Origin of the sequence: Enterococcus malodoratus ATCC 43197 (assembly GCF_000407185.1) — a bacterium.
GTDB classification, from domain to species: domain Bacteria; phylum Bacillota; class Bacilli; order Lactobacillales; family Enterococcaceae; genus Enterococcus_A; species Enterococcus_A malodoratus.
In genome coordinates this window covers 964,788-981,111 of the sequence record NZ_KE136481.1, presented here as the reverse complement: position 1 = coordinate 981,111, position 16,324 = coordinate 964,788, and the positions used below count along the sequence as shown (strand labels likewise).

General features: G+C 38.8%; 22 protein-coding genes and 1 riboswitch. Of the genes, 18 read left to right on the top strand and 4 right to left on the bottom strand.

Going from position 1 to position 16,324, the window contains the following annotated elements:
- Positions 1-39: 39 nt before the first annotated feature.
- The 3 genes from I585_RS04860 to I585_RS04850 form a co-directional block, all read right to left on the bottom strand.
- Complete coding sequence (locus I585_RS04860) at positions 40-972, bottom strand: peptidylprolyl isomerase (protein ID WP_010739924.1); 933 nt, start codon at positions 970-972, stop codon at positions 40-42.
- A 151-nt stretch (positions 973-1,123) separates the two neighbouring features.
- A complete protein-coding gene (locus I585_RS04855; RefSeq protein ID WP_010739923.1) occupies positions 1,124-1,513 on the bottom strand; it encodes a YtxH domain-containing protein in 390 nt (129 codons plus the stop codon).
- Positions 1,514-1,948: an HIT family protein gene (locus I585_RS04850; protein WP_115356378.1), complete on the bottom strand. Its 435-nt coding sequence runs from the start codon at positions 1,946-1,948 to the stop codon at positions 1,514-1,516. It lies immediately after the preceding gene.
- Positions 1,949-2,135: 187 nt separating this feature from the next.
- On the opposite strand from I585_RS04850, the gene I585_RS04845 reads away from it, so the two are divergent.
- The 16 genes from I585_RS04845 to I585_RS04770 all read left to right on the top strand — a co-directional run bounded on the left by I585_RS04845 (position 2,136) and on the right by I585_RS04770 (position 13,628).
- Positions 2,136-2,873 carry an ABC transporter ATP-binding protein gene (locus I585_RS04845; protein WP_010739921.1) on the top strand — a complete coding sequence of 246 codons (738 nt, stop codon included), beginning with the start codon at positions 2,136-2,138 and terminating at the stop codon, positions 2,871-2,873.
- Entirely contained in the window at positions 2,866-4,074 is a 1,209-nt protein-coding gene (locus I585_RS04840; RefSeq protein WP_010739920.1) for an ABC transporter permease, read from the top strand. Before I585_RS04845 ends, I585_RS04840 begins: the two co-directional genes overlap by 8 nt.
- 3 nt (positions 4,075-4,077) lie before the next feature.
- Complete coding sequence (dat, locus tag I585_RS04835; protein WP_010739919.1) at positions 4,078-4,947, top strand: D-amino-acid transaminase; 870 nt, start codon at positions 4,078-4,080, stop codon at positions 4,945-4,947.
- An 89-nt stretch (positions 4,948-5,036) separates the two neighbouring features.
- Positions 5,037-5,819 (top strand): phosphotransferase family protein, encoded by a 783-nt coding sequence (locus tag I585_RS04830; protein ID WP_010739918.1) that lies wholly within the window; start codon positions 5,037-5,039, stop codon positions 5,817-5,819.
- Between the two features lie 110 nt (positions 5,820-5,929).
- Positions 5,930-6,583, top strand: coding sequence for a tRNA (guanosine(46)-N7)-methyltransferase TrmB (trmB, locus tag I585_RS04825; RefSeq protein WP_010739917.1), 654 nt, complete (start codon positions 5,930-5,932; stop codon positions 6,581-6,583).
- An 88-nt stretch (positions 6,584-6,671) separates the two neighbouring features.
- The gene (comGA, locus tag I585_RS04820; RefSeq protein ID WP_010739916.1) at positions 6,672-7,622 is read left to right on the top strand and encodes a competence type IV pilus ATPase ComGA; all 951 of its coding nucleotides are present in this window, start codon (positions 6,672-6,674) and stop codon (positions 7,620-7,622) included.
- Positions 7,582-8,595, top strand: coding sequence for a competence type IV pilus assembly protein ComGB (gene comGB / locus I585_RS04815; RefSeq protein ID WP_010739915.1), 1,014 nt, complete (start codon positions 7,582-7,584; stop codon positions 8,593-8,595). Before comGA ends, comGB begins: the two co-directional genes overlap by 41 nt.
- A complete protein-coding gene (comGC, locus tag I585_RS04810; RefSeq protein WP_010739914.1) occupies positions 8,592-8,867 on the top strand; it encodes a competence type IV pilus major pilin ComGC in 276 nt (91 codons plus the stop codon). The genes comGB and comGC overlap by 4 nt, the downstream gene beginning before the upstream one ends.
- Positions 8,842-9,300, top strand: a complete 459-nt coding sequence (gene comGD, locus I585_RS04805) for a competence type IV pilus minor pilin ComGD (protein ID WP_244265972.1) — start codon at positions 8,842-8,844, stop codon at positions 9,298-9,300. The genes comGC and comGD overlap by 26 nt, the downstream gene beginning before the upstream one ends.
- Positions 9,278-9,559, top strand: a complete 282-nt coding sequence (comGE, locus tag I585_RS04800; protein WP_244265971.1) for a competence type IV pilus minor pilin ComGE — start codon at positions 9,278-9,280, stop codon at positions 9,557-9,559. Before comGD ends, comGE begins: the two co-directional genes overlap by 23 nt.
- Positions 9,546-9,968: a competence type IV pilus minor pilin ComGF gene (gene comGF / locus I585_RS04795; RefSeq protein ID WP_010739911.1), complete on the top strand. Its 423-nt coding sequence runs from the start codon at positions 9,546-9,548 to the stop codon at positions 9,966-9,968. Before comGE ends, comGF begins: the two co-directional genes overlap by 14 nt.
- Positions 9,961-10,281: a competence type IV pilus minor pilin ComGG gene (gene comGG, locus I585_RS04790; RefSeq protein ID WP_010739910.1), complete on the top strand. Its 321-nt coding sequence runs from the start codon at positions 9,961-9,963 to the stop codon at positions 10,279-10,281. Before comGF ends, comGG begins: the two co-directional genes overlap by 8 nt.
- 166 nt (positions 10,282-10,447) lie before the next feature.
- On the top strand, positions 10,448-11,455 hold the full coding sequence (locus I585_RS04785; protein WP_010739909.1) for a class I SAM-dependent methyltransferase: 1,008 nt from the start codon (positions 10,448-10,450) through the stop codon (positions 11,453-11,455).
- A 46-nt stretch (positions 11,456-11,501) separates the two neighbouring features.
- Entirely contained in the window at positions 11,502-12,698 is a 1,197-nt protein-coding gene (locus I585_RS04780) for an acetate kinase (protein ID WP_010739908.1), read from the top strand.
- A 136-nt stretch (positions 12,699-12,834) separates the two neighbouring features.
- Positions 12,835-13,185, top strand: coding sequence for a BMC domain-containing protein (locus tag I585_RS04775; protein ID WP_010739907.1), 351 nt, complete (start codon positions 12,835-12,837; stop codon positions 13,183-13,185).
- A 2-nt stretch (positions 13,186-13,187) separates the two neighbouring features.
- Complete coding sequence (locus tag I585_RS04770; protein ID WP_010739906.1) at positions 13,188-13,628, top strand: EutP/PduV family microcompartment system protein; 441 nt, start codon at positions 13,188-13,190, stop codon at positions 13,626-13,628.
- 19 nt (positions 13,629-13,647) lie between these two features.
- Positions 13,648-13,821, top strand: a riboswitch (cobalamin riboswitch).
- A 216-nt stretch (positions 13,822-14,037) separates the two neighbouring features.
- Here I585_RS04770 and I585_RS04765 read toward each other — a convergent pair.
- Positions 14,038-14,934, bottom strand: a complete 897-nt coding sequence (locus I585_RS04765; protein ID WP_010739905.1) for a PocR ligand-binding domain-containing protein — start codon at positions 14,932-14,934, stop codon at positions 14,038-14,040.
- Positions 14,935-15,217: 283 nt separating this feature from the next.
- On the opposite strand from I585_RS04765, the gene I585_RS04760 reads away from it, so the two are divergent.
- Together I585_RS04760 and pduB are read left to right on the top strand one after the other, a co-directional pair.
- Entirely contained in the window at positions 15,218-15,496 is a 279-nt protein-coding gene (locus I585_RS04760; RefSeq protein WP_010739904.1) for a BMC domain-containing protein, read from the top strand.
- Positions 15,497-15,512: 16 nt separating this feature from the next.
- On the top strand, positions 15,513-16,322 hold the full coding sequence (pduB, locus tag I585_RS04755) for a propanediol utilization microcompartment protein PduB (protein ID WP_010739903.1): 810 nt from the start codon (positions 15,513-15,515) through the stop codon (positions 16,320-16,322).
- Positions 16,323-16,324 lie beyond the last annotated feature (2 nt).

Genomic DNA, 16,324 nt, shown 5'->3' with positions numbered 1-16,324 from the left:
GGGGAACTCCGCTTGGAATTCCCCTGTAGGTTGCTAAAATTATTTTGTTGATTCAGTTGTTGCTTTTTTACCTGAACTATTTGTTGTTAAGAAGTCAGATAAAATGTTTTCGAATGAATCGTCTTTGATCTTCACATTGGCTTTCTTCAATTCTTTAGCGATAACTTCAGAAGAGAAGGTTTGGTCAGCCATTTTAGTATCTTCAGCGATTTGTTTCAATTCTTTTTTGTATTTGTCCATGTCATTGCCTTTAGAAGAGTTTTTCTCCATTTTAACAATGTAGTAGCTTGATTGGTAAGTAGATGAATCCATTACAGTAACAACATCAGAAACTTCACCATCTTTTAGTTTGAAGGCTGCTTCTTTTACTTCAGCGGGTACAGTTGTTGATTGAGAATCAAATTTGATTTCGCCGCCATCTTTTTTCGTTGTTGCATCTTGTGATTTTTCTTTAGCGATTTTCGCGAAATCACCTTTATCATCTAATTGTTTCTTGATTTCTTTTGCTTCATCTTCGCTGCTTGCTTGGATGATGCGGGCAGTAACTTCTGGATGGAATGAATCCCAGGCTGCTTTTGTATCTTTATCGGTAATCTTCACATGTGCTTTCAAACCTTCTTGGAAAGCTAGTGATTGTTTCAAATATTCTTTATACGATTTCTTTGTGTAGCCGGCAGATTTTAACTGACTTTCAAAGCTGTCGCCTAATTGTTTCTCTTGTTTGTCGTATTCTTTGTCGATTTGTTTGTCCGTTACTTTATCACCATAGGCGTTTTCAAATACCTTATAGATGATCATATTTCGAACTAAACTTTGATTTGATTGTTCTTTTTTCGCTTCATTATAAAAATCTTCGACGGTAATTTTTCCGCCTTTCATTGTTGCGATGTCTTGGTTAGAACTTCCTGAACAAGCGCCCAATACAATCACGCTAAGTAAGCCAGCAGTGGCTAAAAGAATCTTTTTCTTCATTTCTGTGCTACAACTCCTAAAATTAAAATTTACATTCGTCTGTTATTCCTGTTCAACTATAACATATCTAAAATTGTAAAAGAAAGGGATTAAAAATAGTTTCCGAGAAAATTCACAATAAAGGCACAATTACTTAAGTGAACTAATGTGATTATTTTGTTTCATCCACCGGCCGCTCCAAAGAAAAACGGCCTTTCTTTATCACCGTTTTTTCTTCGCTTTCTGGCAATAATTGATTGATCTTGTCTAGTTGAGCCTGAATTTGTTGGATCCGCGGTTCCGCCTGAAATCGGAATTCCTCGACATCTTTTTCAACACCTGAGGTAAAGGCTGGCACTAAAGTATCAAAGGTTCCTTTTAAAGTAGCTAAAGATTCGCGAAAATCTGCTAAATTATCATTTAACTCGTCAGTTAGTTCGACTAGCTCACGTGTGTTGGTAATTAAGTTTTCACGTGTTTCCTCACCCTTGCGCGGGGCTAATAAAAGTCCGCCAAGTGTCCCAATACTGGCACCAAATAGAAGTCCTTTAAAAAAACTCATTTATTTCACCTGCTCCTTGATCTTATCAGCGATCGCTTGCATTTCTTCTGGTGTCCGTTGATCCGTATGATTGCCAAAATGAATAGAGAAATCATCCTTTTTACTGTAACGCGGAACTAAATGGACATGGGAATGGAAAACGGACTGGTATGCTAATTCTTTATTATTATTTAAAATGTTCAATCCTTCCATTTCAGGAAAAGCTTGTTCAAGTGCGCGGGCGATTTTAGGAATGCGAGCAAAGACATCGGCTGCTAAGTCTTCGTCATATTCAAAAATATCTGTTACGTGCTGTTTTGGAACCACTAGTGTATGCCCTTTGGTTGCTTGAGAGATATCTAAAAAAGCATAAACCTTTTCATCCTCAAAAATTTTGTAGCTAGGGATTTCTTGATTGATGATTTTACAAAAAATACAATTTTCCATTACAAACATCCTTTCTGATCGTGTATGATTGTTCTATTTTTGTGTCACTGCCGCCGAAAAGAAGACCAGCAGATGACCGAAATTCTTCTTTTACTTTACCATAACTTGTTATACTTGTGCTGGAAAAGGTCAAGAGAAGATTAATTCTTTCTGGGATTCTGCTATAATACTAAATAACGAAATTGGAGGGGAAAAGATGAGCTTAGCGATTCAGCATGTCACAGGAGGCTACGGCCACTTACCTGTTTTAAAAGATATTAATTTTGAGGTACATAATGGAGAAATGATCGGTCTGATTGGTTTGAATGGTGCAGGTAAATCAACCACGATTAAAAATATCATCGGGTTGTTGACGCCGCAAAAAGGAACAATCACAGTCGATGACCTGACGTTGCAGCAAGATCCAGAGAATTATCGTAAAAAAATTGGCTACATTCCTGAAACACCTTCTTTATATGAAGAATTAACGTTGCGGGAGCACATTGAAGTAACTGCCATGGCCTATGGTATTCCCAAAGAAGAAGCGATGGAACGAGCTGAATCATTGTTAAAGACTTTTCGATTGGAAAATCGGCTGGACTGGTTCCCCGTTAACTTTTCTAAAGGAATGAAACAAAAAGTGATGGTTTTGTGTGCTTTTCTGATTCAACCAAGTTTGTATATCATTGATGAACCATTTTTAGGATTAGATCCACTGGCCATCAATGCTTTGTTGGAATTAATGGTAGCGATGAAAGAACAAGGAGCAGCGATCTTGATGTCTACACATATTTTAGCGACAGCTGAAAAATATTGTGATCGTTTTGTTGTTTTACATGAGGGAGAAGTGCGGGCACAGGGAACTTTACAAAACTTGCAAACCGAATTTAATCTGCCGGGTTCTTCCCTAGATGAAATCTACATCGCACTGACAAAGGAGAAAGAACATGCATGATTTTTTTCTATTGAGGCGACAACGCCACCAGAAAAAAATGATGAAGTACATGCGCTACGTGTTGAATGATCATTTTGTTTTGGTGTGTTTGTTCTTAGTCGGCGGATTGGCATTTTACTATTCGAACTTATTAAAAGCATTGCCGAGTGATTTCCCTTGGAGCTTGCCGATTGTCGGAGGTGTCTGGTGGCTGATTTTGCCATTTGGCAAATTGGCGACATTAGTTGAACCAGCCGACATGACATTTTTATTACCAAAGGAAAAAGAGATGGGCGGCTATTTGTCGCGAGGATTGCGACATTCGCTAGGCTTTCCCTTTGTAATTGAATTACTTATTTGCGGTGCTCTACTACCGCTAGTAGTCCTAGCAAAACAAGTAAGCTTTATTAACTTTTTCTTTTACTTACTGATGCTCTGGGGATTAAAAATCGGAAATTTACGGATTCAACGTTTGGCTTGCTACCAGAAAACCAATGAACAAACGCAACGTTTATCCATTCTATGGTTTATCACAAGTGGTGCGATTATTTTCATTAGTTTATATGGCGCAGCTTGGATTGGTACAATATTAGCAATTGCAGCAGTGTTCGGATTCTTTACGGTAACAAAAGAGAACGATCGCTTGCTGGATTGGAGCAAAATGATTGATCAGGAAAATGCTCGTCTGCATCGGATTTATCAATTCATTAATTTGTTTACGGATGTTCCGGAAATTGAAGCAAAAGTGCGGCGTCGGAAATATTTAGATGGTCTACTGAGCAGAATTTCCTTCAAACATGAAAATACGTATCTGTATTTGTTTGCTCGCGGAGCGTTACGAGGAGCGGAGTTTGGTGGCTTATTTTTCCGTTTGCTGATTGTTGGCGGGGTGCTGTTGTTCTCACTGAATGACTTTCGCTTTATTGTTGGAGTCAGCCTGCTCTTTATTTACTTGATTGGTTTTCAAATGATTCCTTTATATAGTCAGTTTGACTATATAAGCGCGACGCAACTTTATCCTGTATCGAATAAGCTTAAGAGAGCCTCTTTACAGCAATTGATGGCTATTCTATTGTTTGCCGCGGCAATTATTTTTACGTTGTGCAGTTTGGTGCAGTTGTCAATCGTTGAAAGTTTAGTCTTACTCGTGTTACTTTTAATCGAAATCGGCTTGTTTGCTTGGTTCTATCTCCCAACAAGAATAAAGAAAATGGAGGATTAGTGAATGAAAGTATTATGGAACGAAAAAATTGTAGAAGAATCAGAAGTAAAAATTGATTTGGAAGATCGCGGTTACCAATTCGGTGATGGTATTTATGAAGTGATCCGTATTTATGACGGCTACTTGTACATGGAAAAAGAACACTTGGACCGTTTATGGGTAAGCGCAGAAAAGATTCGCATGACACTTCCATTCACAAAAGAAGAACTAAGTCAGCGCCTGCATCGTTTAGCCAACGAGGTTGGATTAGAAAATGCTCGAATCTATTTCCAAGTGACGCGCGGTACAGCGAAACCACGGCTGCACAATTTTCCTGATCCAAAAGAAGTTCAACCGGTCTTAATGGCAGACATTCAACCAGCATCACGTCCAAGCTCGAAACAAAATATTGGTATTCGTGCGGGTTTCGTTGAAGACAAGCGCTGGCTGCACTGCGATATTAAATCAATTAGTTTATTGGGAAATATACTAGCTTTAGATGAAGCACAGCAAAAAGGCTATGATGAGGCCGTTTTAGTGCGCGATGGCTATGTAACAGAAGCCTCAGCATCAAATTTATGGATGGTGAAAGACGAGGTACTTTACACCCATCCAGATGGAAATCTGGTTTTACCGGGGATTGCGAAAATAAAAATCCGTGAACTAGTCAAGACCTTAGGAATTGAATTACGGGAAGAACGATTTACTAAAGAAGAGCTGTTGGCGGCAGACGAATGTTTCAAAACCAGTTCTGTGGCGGAAATCATGCCGATTATTGAAATTGATGATCATAAAATCGGTGAGGGGATGCCGGGCAGTCTGACGAAAAAAATTCTGACTGCTTATATCGAAACAGTGAATTTATCCGTTCAAGCACACCGCGATGAAAAATAATCAAAGAAGAACATACATGCCCTTGACGAAGTGGCTTTCCCCGACTAAAATAGTAAATACGTTTAAAATGCTAGGGGAGGGCCTTGGGTATGGAATTTCAGTTGGATAGCGACTGGCGTGTACAGCCGATTAAGGGTGATACAGGAAAAACGTATATCGGCTATCGTGACGAGGATCGCGTCTTCATTAAACGAAATACCACCCCAATGTTGGCGGCTTTATCTCGTGAAGGAATCGCACCAAAACTTGTCTGGATCAAACGAACAGGCAATGGGGATACATTGACCGCACAAGAATGGCTAGATGGCCGAATTCTTGAGCCGGAAGAAATTCCTCGTCGAAACGATGTGGTGGACGTGTTGTATCATCTTCATCATTCGCCTTCATTGAAAGTGATGTTGAAAAAGATGGGCGGACGTCAAGTTTCGCCGCAACAACTATTAGCTGATTACGAAGCAAATCTGCCGACGATGATTGAACAAAACGCTTTTATCGAATTAGTGTATGATTATTTGAAAAAAAATATTCCGACCTATGCGAAAAAGAATTACACTGTCGTTCATGGTGATGTTAATCACCGGAATTGGTTGGTTTGTTCAAATTATTTATATTTAGTCGATTGGGATTCTGTGATGTTTGCTGATCCTGCGTTGGATATCGGTACGATTTTAGGGAATTATGTACCATTATCCAGTTGGAGCAAGTGGCTGGTACGTTATGGTATTCGTCCAACAGATGAAAATATGGAGCGGATTTATTGGTATGGATTGATGAGCTTGCTGCTGGAAATAGCACGTCAATATAAACGTGACGAGCCTCATCATATGAATCAATCGATCTTACAATTAAAACGAATTTTTGCCGGAAGCTGAACATTGGGTTCAGCTTTTTGTTAGTCCAGCTTTAAAAGTTATCAATGAGTAAAGAAAAGTTTCTATATGAAGGAAATGAAACATTCATATAAAAAAATTGGAGGAAAACAATGCGAGTAAGAAACCGCCCGGGTGCAGCAGAAATGCTGGCTGCTCGACCTGAATATGTGGTACAAGATCCTGAAGCGTGGAAGGGACGCTGGTCTGAACGGTTTGGCAATGATCATCCGATTCACATAGAAATTGGGATGGGAAAAGGTCAATTCATTACGGGAATGGCTGCTGCTCATCCAGAGATCAATTATATCGGCGTGGAGATGCAAGTCAGTGTCGTATCGATGGCTTTAGATAAATTAGTGGAAAAAGAATTGCCTAATTTACAATTACTGCACGTAGATGGTTCAGAGTTAACTAATTATTTTGCGAGCAGTGAAGTTGATCAAATATATTTAAACTTCTCTGATCCATGGCCGAAGAAGAAACATGAGAAACGTCGTTTAACATCACCAAGCTTTTTAGCAGTTGATGAAGAAATTTTACGACCAGCCGGCGAGATTCATTTCAAAACTGATAATCAAGGGTTGTTTGAGTATTCATTAAGCAGCTTTTCGAAATACGGTATGACAATTGAGCAAGTCTGGTTAGACTTGCATGAAAGCTCTTATGAAGGAAATATCATGACTGAATATGAAGAAAAATTTTCGAATAAGGGGCAGCGGATTTATCGAGTCGAAGCGCGTTTCCAAGATAAAACAAAAAAATAAAGATAAAAAAGGTGGGCCAGATTTCTGGTTCATCTTTTTTTTGAAGCTACGAATTTTTTTTGCGTATCTTATTTTCGAGGTGAAAGGAATGGAGATCGAACAGCTTTCGGATGAATTGATCCAATATGGTTTCGAACATCAGATGCAAGACTTATATTTACTCCCTCAAAGAGAAAAGTACCGCTGCTTTTTTCGGCGAGGCCCCTTCTATGAGCATAAAAACTCAAATCTATCCTATGTTAAAAATGAATTGTGTGTGGTTACCGCTTTGCAGCTGATTAATCGTTTCAAATATTTAGGTCAAATGGACGTTAGTGAAAAACGCAAGGCCCAACTTGGAGCGATCTCCTACTCCTTACCTCATGGTGAACAACGACTGAGATTATCTACCGTTGGTGATTATCTGCAGCAAGAAAGTTTAGTTATTCGGTTTTTGCATCAATTTGGTCGTAGTCCAGAAGTGTACCATCTGCCTGAGCAGCTAAAAATTCTTCAGACCCAGACTAAAAAGCGCGGACTTTACTTGTTCTGTGGTCCTGTTGGATCTGGAAAAACGACTTTGATGTACAAGCTGGCTCGTAAAATGAAGGGACAAGTCATTACAATCGAAGATCCAGTAGAGATTGAAGAGCCCGATTTTTTACAATTACAGGTGAATGAAAAAATTCATCAGAGTTACGATGAATTAATAAAATTATCTTTACGACACCATCCGGATGTTTTGATTATAGGCGAGATTCGTGACACAAAAACGATTCAAGGCGCAATCAGAGCGGCCTTAACCGGTCATTGTGTTTATGCGACATTGCACGCAGCTAGTTTAGATTCTGCTCAAGCCCGTATTTTTGAATTGGGCGGTGAGGCTTCTTTGCTTAAGGAGTGTTTACAAGGAATTGTTTATCAAGAATTGTTACCTGTGAATGAAACAATCGGACTGCTGACGAGCTATCGATTTTATCAAGAGAATCTGCTATTTACTTGGGAAGAAGGGCTGGCATGTGTGGAACAAAACCAAACTAACAAGAAAACAACGAATTGATTTTGTTCAACTGCTGGGTGATCTGCTGGAAAATGGTTTTAGCTTGCAGCAGGCGTTTGCGTTTTTCTTCAATGCGAATCTTTTTGTACCGTCAATTCTAGCCTCTGTCCAGCAAGACCTCAATCAAGGAAAAAGTCTGGCTGCAAGCTTTGCGCAGTTGAATTACTCCAATGATCAAATTTTACAGATTGAGTTGGCAGAATCCCATGGTGATCTTGCCCAAACACTGTCAGGAATTGCTGAACAGATGCGTTTGGTTCAGCGTCAACGAGAGAACTTTCTCAAAGCAGTCTCGTATCCATTACTGTTGTTAATATTTCTGATTGTGATCTTGTTAGGAATGAGATTTTTCTTATTGCCTCAATTGTTAGCGAGCGGCATGATCCGAGCAGAAGATTTCTCGGTTCAATTAATAAAAATGGTGCCCGTGATAGGTTTGGGAATGATCATTTTTTTGCTCGTACTGCTTTTATGTTGGCAATCATGGGGAAAGAGACACAATTATTTAGTTAGATTTCGTGTTCTAGCAAAAATGCCGCTTCTAGGCACATTGTTTAGCAATTATTATTCTGCCTACTTTGCGTTAGAGTGGGGAAAACTTTTTCAACAAGGATTGGAATTGAATCAAATCATCGAATGTCTATTGGTTGTCAATGGCAAATCCCTGATGCAGGAAATGGCCGGTGATTTAAAAGTTCGTTTGGCTCAAGGAAATACTTTAGCCGAAGAGTTGGAACGCTACCCTTTTTTGACTAGAGAATTTAGTCGGATTGTATTTCAAGGAGAGGCGCGGGGGAACTTGGCAAAGGAGTTGCTCACCTACAGTCAATTAGTATGGCGCCGTTTTTTTAATCAATTAGAATTTTTGTGTTCTTGGCTGCAGCCTCTTGTGTTCCTTATTGTAGCAATTTTGATTGTCAGTTTGTATTTAACGATGCTCTTGCCTTTAACAAATTTGGAGGGAATTCTGTGAAAAAGAAATTATCAGGCTTCACATTATTAGAGATGCTAGTTGTTCTTTTCGTTATCAGCCTGCTTTTGTTGCTATTTGTTCCCAAGTTAATCAGTCAAAAAGAGAGTGCGAGTAAGAAAAGTGATGCGGCAATTGCTAAGGTAGTGGAAACACAAATCGAGGTTTTTGAGCTAGACAAAGGACACAAACCAAGTGAAAATGAACTAATTTCTGGCGGCTACGTTAAAAAGGAGCAATATGAAGCCTATGAACGAGCACAGAAACAACCATAGGTCGGGCTTTACATTGATCGAGACACTGATCGTATTGGTCTTAGTGTGCAGTTTTGTTCTGTTACCAACAATTGCGATTAAAAGTTGGCAGCAGGAGTTAGAGAAAAAATTTTTTTATTATCAATTCGAAAAATCTATTTTGCATTTGCAGCAAGTGGCTATTGTAGATTCACGATCAACGCGCATTGAGCTTTATCCAGACAAACAGTTCATCATTTTCTTTACCAATCATACGGAGTTGCCATGGCGGCAATTAGATGTTCCAAAATCAGTGAAGTTGGTCAGTAAGGGTTCCGTTTTCTTCGGTGCAGAAACTGGAAATATTACAACGGATCAATCAGGCAATGGAAATATACCTAAGATTATCTTTAATGCTGAGGGACAGATTATTTATCAATTTCAAATGGGGAGTGGTCGTTTTGAAAGAAAATAAAGGATATATTCTGTTAGAAAGTTTGATCAGTCTGGCAATTCTGTTGATCATTGTCTCAAGCTATGTCGGAGTCACGATCAAAATGCAAAGAGAAAGTCAGTTGCGGCTTAGTACACTGACTAGTTATCGTGATCTTTATACTGAAACACGTCGGTGTCGGCTGCACCCTGTTGGGTCAGCAAAACCACAGATTGAAATATCGCTAGAACAAGGAATGGCTTTGAATCATCAAGGAGAGATCATAATTGCAAAAAAATAAGGGCTTCATCTTGTTGGAAAGTTTAGTAGCGCTATTAATGCTTAGTGGAATCCTGTTACTACTTTCAGGATTAATTCAGCATGCTCACAAAATGGAACAGGTGTTGAGCGGGTATCACCAATTAGAATGGGAAATCTTTTTGCTCCAGTTGGATAATGAGCTGCATGAAGTAAAGTACATAGGGACATCGCAAACGGAAATATCAACTGAAATAGAGAGTAAGGGGAAGATGGTTCCTCTAGTAATCAAAAAAGTAAATAATAGAATAATTAAAAGACAATCAGGCGGGAATCAGCCATTGTTGATGGGAGTGAATCAATTTGTTTGCCAAGAAAAAAATAATGGCGTGGATTTTGTTGTCACCTTCACTGATGGGAAAAAGAAAGAGGGAACCTGGATCTTTGAATAGCCGAGGCGGAGTACTGCTCTCCGTTTTATTGGCTATTTTTTTGTTCAGCTTTCTACTATTAAATCTATTAACAAGTTATTACCAAACAGCTGATTTGGTTTCAAGAACGGAACAATTGTATCAGGCAAAAATCGCGAAAGAGCTTTTCTTGGCTGATTATCCTAACTTGAATAAAAGCAAAGGAACCTGGATCTTTAATAAAGGGGAATTAATCTATGAAAAAGAACCGGAACAATTAAAGATTATCGTGAAAATTAAAAAGAAAACATATCAATTTTATGAAAAAAATAGCACATCAAGCTCGTCAGATTGATATAGTTACGGAAATCTGACAAATGCAGGAGAATGTATTGTAGAAGATACCTTTATGTTGAATTAGGAAAACAATGATAAAAGAAAGAAAGCGATTGATTAATTAGAACATGTTCGCTAAAATAGAACAGGTATCGTGAGTGTTATATTAGTTAGTGAGGTGCAAGATGAATCCAGAAAAAATCGAAACCGCTTTTTCTTTAATGGAAGAAGCAATCATCGCGTTGCAACATTCACTAGGGACTTCTTTTTTTGACGCTTACATCGAAAATACGGAGAACTTAGTTGATAATGCAAAAGTACGTGTGCTTGATCAACAACCTGATGAAGTTACGGTGGCTAAAATAGAAGCAATTTATCAAGAACTACTAGGGCTGGAGTTAGAAAAAGAAGATTGGCGCAAACTGACGCAATTGATTTTGCTTAAAGGATCAAAAACCGAAAGTTTACAGCCTAATCACCAATTGACGCCTGATAGTATCGGCTTTTTGTTTGTCTTTTTGATCGAACAGCTGACGGTTAAAAAGGAACAATCGTTAGAAATTTTAGATATTACCGTTGGTATGGGGAATCTTTTGTTGACTACATTGATCAATTTGCGAGCTGCAAATTTTTCGGTTAATGGAATCGGCGTGGATAATGACGAAACATTGCTTGCAATTGCCGCTTCAGATAGTTTATTGATGGGAGAAGAAATAAAGTTGTTCCATCAAGACAGCTTGCAAGATTTGTTAGTTGATCCAGTTGACTACGTTATCGGGGATCTTCCTGTAGGTTACTATCCAAACGATCAACAGGCAGAGAAATTTGCCACCCATTCTGAAAAGGATCACAGCTATGCACATCATTTATTGATGGAGCAAGCGATGAATTATTTAAAACCAGCCGGCTTTGGATTATTTTTAGTTCCAAGTAACTTTCTTGAGACAGACCAAGGACCCTTGCTGCAAAAATGGTTAAAGGATGACGTGTTATTGCAAGGCATCATTCAATTGCCAGATGAGTTGTTCAAATCAGAACATTCGCGAAAAAGTATTTTATTATTGCAGAAAAAAGGCGAGACAGCAGAACAGGCAGAAAAAGTTTTACTTGTTCATTTGCCTTCATTAAAAGATCCAACACAGGTAACAGAGTTCTTTAAAAAATTCGAGGACTGGAAGTCTTCTAATTTATAAACTGCTCAAATGAGCGAATAGCAATTTAATTAAAAGGAGAGTTAAAATGTCAAAAACAATTGCAATCAATGCAGGTAGTTCAAGTCTAAAATGGCAGCTATATCAAATGCCTGATGAGTCAGTAATCGCAAAAGGAATCGTTGAGCGAATCGGTTTGAATGATTCGATCTTTACGATCAAATACGGAGATGGACAAAAATTTGAACAAATTTTAGATATCAAAGATCATGAGGTCGCTGTTCAAATGCTGTTGGATCAATTGATCGAACTAAAAATCATTGCATCATTTGATGAAATTACTGGCGTTGGTCACCGTGTGGTCGCTGGTGGTGAATACTTTAAAGATTCTGTTTTGATTGATGACGATGTCTTAGCTAAAATTGAAGGTCTTAGTGAATTTGCGCCGTTGCACAATCCGGCAAACGCAATGGGAATCAAAGCTTTCCGTCATATTTTGCCTAACATAACAAGTGTGGCTGTTTTTGATACTTCTTTCCATGCGACCATGCCAGCGACAAATTATTTATATAGTATTCCAAAAGAATATTACGATAAATATTCTGCGCGTAAATATGGTTTCCACGGAACAAGCCATCGCTACGTTTCCGAACGTGCGGCTGAATTATTAGGCAAACCGATCGAAGAAACAAAAATCATCACTGCCCATATTGGTAACGGCGGATCAGTGACTGCTGTTGAAGGCGGAAAATCAGTTGATACATCAATGGGCTTTACCCCATTAGCTGGTTTGACAATGGGAACTCGTTCTGGGGATATCGATGCATCATTATTACCATATATTATGGAAAAAGCTGGCATTTCAGATATTAATGAAATGATCGATGTTTTGAATAAAAAATCAGGCGTTTTAGGCTTAACAGGTATCTCAAGCGATATGCGTGATATCGAAACAGGTGCTGAAGAAGGCAATGAAGAAGCTATTTTAGCTTTGGATATTTACTGTGATCGTATCCGTAAATATATTGCTCAATACATTTCTGTGATGAATGGTGTTGATGCTATCGTCTTCACTGCTGGTGTTGGTGAAAATGCCGATCCTGTTCGCCGGATGGTTTTAGAAAATATGACTTGGTTCGGTATCGAGATCGATGAAGAAATCAATAAGAGCATCCACGGAAAAGAAGCCGAACTTTCAACTGAAAACTCTCGGGTGAAAGTATACGTGATTCCAACGGATGAAGAAGTAATGATCGCTCGTGATGTTGAGCGTTTAGGTAAATAATTGTTTGAGCCCTTGCCGGATCGGCGAGGGCTTTTTTTAAGAAGAGGAAATCTGAAAGCATAATTTTGTTGTATTAGAACAAAACTATGCTATTTTTTTGTGCTAAACTTTTTATGAAGGTGGGAGAGTGACTGTTATGAGTGAAAAAAGAAATATCGAGCGTTCCATTCAAGAATATGTTCCAGGGAAACAGGTCACACTTGCTCATTTGATTCCTCATGCCAATCAAGAAGTTTTTGAAAAGCTTGGTCTTGAACATTCCGGTGATGCGATTGGGATTTTGACGATTACTCCGAGTGAAGCGTCGATCATTGGTGCCGACATTGCCAAAAAATCAGGTAATGTATCGATTGGTTTTATGGATCGTTTTAGTGGAGCAGTAGTGATTATTGGTGAAGTATCATCAGTAGAATTTGCGTTAAAGCAAGTAATAAATTCACTAGCAACCATCTTGGATTTTGATGTTGCAGAAATTACCAGGACCTAACTATGAAACGAGTCATTTTTATTGGCGAAACCGGATCAGGAAAAACAACGTTGATGCAGCTTCTGAATGATTGGGAAATTAAATACCATAAAACACAGCAGGTCTATTTTACAGATAATGTGATTGATACGCCGGGTGAATTTATGGAGAACCGTTTTTATTATAATGCATTAGTGAGTTCAGCCGTTGGAGCTGATTGTATTGCGGTGGTCCAAAGCATCACGAGCCGACAGAATTATTTTCCGCCATGTTTTTCATCACGTTTCACCAAACCGATGATCGGCATTATTACGAAGACCGATTTGGAGCATACTGAGGCAGATTATGATCTGGCACAGAAGAGATTGCGTCTGGCCGGAGCACAAAAAGTTTTCTCATTGTCCACAGTAAATCAGGAAGGAATATCAGGCCTAAAAAATTTTCTGTTGACAGATGAATTTTGACAGCGGATACATTCTGCGTTATTATGTACTCGTAAAGAATTGAATAGAAGCATTTGGAACAGGGAACAAGGTGAGAATCCTTGGCAGACCCTTTCTACTGTATAAGCAGACGAAATCTCAAGTAGCCACTTTCGGGAAGGCGAGATGGAGGATGAAGCGAAGTCAGGATACCTGCCCTTTTGCTGAGGTAATTGTATTGGGAGAATTATTTCACCATGAATAGTCAAAGTGACGTTTATTTGGTGAGGTGTCTTTCAGACACCTCACTTTTTTTGCGAGCTCCACTTTTCGCAGCGAAAAAAAATCATGGACAATAACGCCAGTAGAATCGCATGGCTACAAAAAGTTTTTTTAAATGAGTTAGCTGTGGCAATAAAAGAACAGCCGTAATTCGGCTGCTCTTAATGAATTATTTTTCTTTTCTATAGTTAACCGGAGTCATGCCGACAAGTTCTTTGAATATTTTACAAAAATAGCTCGTTTGGGAATAACCAATATTTTGCGAAATGGATTTAATGCTTAAATTCGATTGTGCCAATAGAACCTTTGCTTGTTCGATTCGTTGTCTATTCAAATAGGTAATGAAGCTGACACCGATTTCCTTTTTGAATAGACGGCTGAAATAGAATTGACTAAGATACACATGGTTAGCGACGTCTTCAAGTGTTAAATTGGTCGTTAAGTTCGTATCAATGTAAGAAATGGCTTTGCGAATTTCATCATTTTTGGAGTTGATAGAATCTTTAGTTTCTTTTTTACTTGAGTGAAAGTTAAATTTAATTTGATCCCGCGGGTCATCGTCATTGAAGTGATAATCGCCAATCGTTTTGAGTAAAGCGGCGGCAGATTCAATTTGAGTTGTATTGACGGTCTTAATTTTCTTTCTGGCTTGACGTAATTCCTGTGGAGATTCCCAAGGAGTAACGATCGGATGGATGCGGGTAAATGAATTTTGCGAGTCGTCATTCATCTCTACTTGACCAAATAATGCAAATCCAATCAATTGATTATTGCGAATAATAGGTAATGAAATATCTGTGAGTCCAGCATGGCAACGGTAAATACAAGGGTTACCATTTTTTGAGGCTTCTAAGCCTCCGAATGCATCACACTTTTGGCAAAGAGATTTGAATTCTGGCTTTGAACGCATTAACTGACAAAAAGGAGAGAAGTTATATAGGTCGGAAGTTTCCTTTCCATGTATATCAACAAGTACCGACCCAAAATCGGCTGCAAGAGCAAAATCTTGGATTGTTTTGGAAAGTTGCAAGGAACTTTGCGAATTCAATGTACTGATATTTTCCATGTAAGCGCCTCCTAGTCAACTATCATTTTACCAGAACACAAAATTATTTTAAATCTCGTTTAGACCAATAACATTATTTTGACCAGCAGAAGACAAAATATTACTATTTTCTGACCTTAGTTGAACTTTGATTAAGGTTTATTTGACGTTGTCTTGACACTTTGTGACCACAATATTTTAACATTGGGAATAATCCGACTAAAAGATAGGACAAATTTGTTCTATCTTTTTTGTTTATCATTATAAATGTAAGTGCTATCAAAAAAATTAGGAGGAATGTTTTATGCAACAGGAAGCGTTAGGAATGATTGAAACTAGGGGGTTGATTGGTGCTATTGAAGCAGCTGACGCGATGGTAAAAGCTGCGAATGTTTCCTTAATTGGAACGGAAAAAATTGGTTCTGGATTAGTGACAGTGATGGTACGAGGAGATGTAGGTGCGGTAAAAGCAGCCGTTGATGCAGGTGTTTCTGCGGCTAACTCAGTAGGAGAAGTTGTTTCTAATTATGTTATTCCACGTCCACATACTGAAGTTGAAGGCTTGCTCCCTAAGTCAGAATAGAAAGGTGGGATAGCTGATGGCAAACACAGATCAAAAGATCGAAGAGATCATGAAGCGTGTGCTCGCAAAAATGGAAACAGGAAATGAGTTGAAAACCACTAACGGAGGAGATCATAAAATGATTGAAAAGCAATGTGCATTGACTGAATTTGTAGGAGCTACAGAATTTGGAGATACGATCGGGTTAGTAATCGCTAACGTAGATTCATCTCTATTAGAAACAATGAAATTAGAGAAAAAATATCGTTCAATCGGAATTGTTGGTGCTCGTACTGGTGCCGGACCTCATATTATGGCTGCTGATGAAGCAGTGAAAGCGACAAATACAGAAGTCATCTTGATTGAAATGCCTCGTGATACAAAAGGCGGAGCTGGTCATGGTTCGATCGTGATCTTTGGCGGCGATGATGTATCTGATGTGAAACGTGCGGTAGAGGTTACGCTGAAAGAAGTGGATACGCGCACATTTGGAGATGTATACGGCAACGAGGCTGGACATATTGAATGTCAATATACAGCACGTGCTAGTTACGCATGCAATAAAGTATTTGGTGCTCCGGTCGGAAAAGCTTTCGGAATTTTAGTTGGAGCTCCTGCCGCAATTGGTGTAGTAATGGCTGATACGGCACTGAAATCAGCGAATGTTGATGTAGTATCTTACGCAACACCGCAAAATGGCCAAAGTTTCTCAAATGAGGTAACGATGACAATCACAGGCGATTCTGGAGCTGTTCGTCAAGCAATTATTTCAGCTCGCGATATTGGTTGCCAATTATTGGGAACGATGGGTAGTACGCCTAAAAATGATCAACCATCATACATTTAAGA